Origin of the sequence: uncultured Campylobacter sp., from assembly GCF_938031315.1 — a bacterium.
GTDB lineage: Bacteria > Campylobacterota > Campylobacteria > Campylobacterales > Campylobacteraceae > Campylobacter_B.
Genome location: NZ_CALHHT010000279.1, coordinates 1 through 2,315 on the forward strand (window position 1 = coordinate 1; position 2,315 = coordinate 2,315).

General features: G+C 49.0%; 2 protein-coding genes. Both read left to right on the forward strand.

Annotated features, from left to right (window positions below; all coding sequences use genetic code 11):
• Positions 1–309: TAXI family TRAP transporter solute-binding subunit (locus tag Q0236_RS06880; RefSeq protein ID WP_297916332.1), on the forward strand; the 309-nt coding region annotated here is incomplete at its 5' end.
• Positions 310–317: 8 nt separating this feature from the next.
• Positions 318–2,315 (forward strand): TRAP transporter permease (locus Q0236_RS06885; RefSeq protein ID WP_297916334.1); only part of this gene is annotated, 1,998 nt, incomplete at its 3' end.

Consider the following 2,315-nt stretch of genomic DNA (forward strand, 5'->3'; position numbering starts at 1 on the left):
GAGCATATTAAAAAAATTATGGAGAAATATCCATATTTTGCCAAAGGCGTGATCCCTGCTAAAATGTATGACGGCGTAGATCACGACACGCAGACTATCGGCGTAAAGGCCGTGCTCGTAACCGACGCTAGCCAAAGCGACGAGGCGGTTAGGGCAGTAGTTAAGGCGATACTTGATAATTTCGACGAGTATAAAAAGCTACACCCTGCGTTAAATTTGGTAAGCAAAGAATCTCTTTTAGAGGGGCTTAGCGCGCCGCTTCATCCTGCGGCAGAGGCGGTGTATAAAGAAGCCGGGCTGCTGAAATAGGCTAGTTGATGGAGAAATCTACACAAAAAGATGAGCAGGTTTTAGAGGTAAAGAGTAGAGAATTTACCTCTAAAAAGCTCTTCTGGCTCGTGACGCTGGTCTGCTTCTCGTGGTCGGTCTTTCAGCTTTACATCGCGTATTTTACGCTAAATACGAATATCGCGCGCTCAATCCACTTGGCGTTCGCCATTTTTATAATTTTTTCGCTTTTTCCGTTTCGCCCGCGCTCTAAGGCACATTTTTACATCCCGTTTTACGATTATATTTTATTAATCGTCGGAGTCGCCGCGATCTTGTATCCTGCAATAGAATTTAACGGGCTAGCGCAGCGCCCGGGAAATTATCTAACCAGAGATATCGTAGCGTCGTTTATCGGAATTTTCATACTCTTTGAAGCAGGTCGTCGTATGATGGGACCAGCGCTTGGCATTATCGCTTTTACCTTTCTTCTGTATTGCTACTTCGGTCCTTATATGCCTGATATCATCGCGCATCGCGGCGCAAGCTTTGAACTGCTTGCAGGGCATATGTTTTTAACTACAGAGGGCGTATTTGGCGTACCAGTGGGGGTCAGCACCAGCTTCATTTATCTGTTCGTGCTATTCGGCGCGCTTTTGGAGCGAGCCGGAGCGGGGCAGTATTTTATAAACGTAGCGTTTGCGATTTTGGGTCGCTTCCGCGGAGGACCCGCCAAGGCTAGCGTAATCGCCAGCGGACTAACCGGCATGGTAAGCGGCAGCTCGACTGCAAACGTCGTGACGGTGGGCACCTTTACGATCCCGCTTATGAAAAAAGCGGGGCTTACCGCTACTAAGGCGGGCGCTATCGAGGTAGCCGCGGGCGTAAACGGGCAGCTTATGCCGCCTATCATGGGCGCTGCGGCGTTTATCATCGCGGAATTTTTAGGCATGAGCTATACCAACGTAATGATCGCGGCGGTGATCCCAGCCTTCGTCTGCTACGCGGGGTTATTTTTTATCGTGCATCTTGAAAGCTGCAAGCTAGGACTTCGCGGCAGCCGCGATTACGCCAAGGTTTCAAAGCTAAAAATTATATTTAGCGGCATTCATTACATAATACCGATTTTGGTGCTTCTTTTCACTCTATTGATTCTGAAAGAAAGCGCGATCTCTGCGGCGTTTAACTCGATCTGCGTGCTATTTTTAATAATGATCGTACAAGAGCCCGCTAAAAAAACGATATTTGGCGAAAAGGTTGGCAAGTCCGATTTTATCGTCGGCTTTGTCGATATCTTTTGGGCTATGGTAGGTGCTGCTAAAAACATGGTCACGGTAGCCGTTGCCACCGCGCTAGCGGGCATCATCATCGGCTCGATCTCGCTTACCGGGCTGGGACAGGTTCTTTCAGAGCTCGTAGAAGCGGTCGCGGGAAATAGCATAGTGCTGATACTTCTGATGACTGCGATAATGAGCCTGATTTTGGGCATGGGGCTTCCTACGACGGCGAATTATATCGTCGTTTCAAGCCTGATTGCGCCAGTGATCTTGATACTAGCGGGCAAAAACGGCTTTTTGATCCCTGCGATCGCAGTGCATCTTTTCGTATTTTATTTCGGAATTTTAGCCGATGATACCCCTCCGGTGGGTATCGCCGCATATGCTGCGGCGGGCATCGCAAAGGCAAATCCGGTAACCGTGGGACTTCAGGGCTTCGTGTATGATCTGCGCACCGCGGTGCTTCCATTTGCGTTTTTCTTCAACAATAAGTTGCTTTTGATCCAAAGCATCGGCGATCCGATGGATTCAAAGAGCATCGTTTGGATCAGCGATCCACTGCAAATCGTGCTGATTTTTGCCACGGCGATCGTGGGTATGTTTGCCTTCAGCTCCTCGCTTCAGGGCTGGTTCGTAACCAAGTGTAACCCGATAGAGCGCCTGCTATTGCTGCTAGTAACGCCGCTAATGCTGGTGCCTAATATCTGCGCGAAATTCATAGAGTTTATCCCAAGTGAATACGCAAGCTACGGCATCGGCGCAGCGATCTAC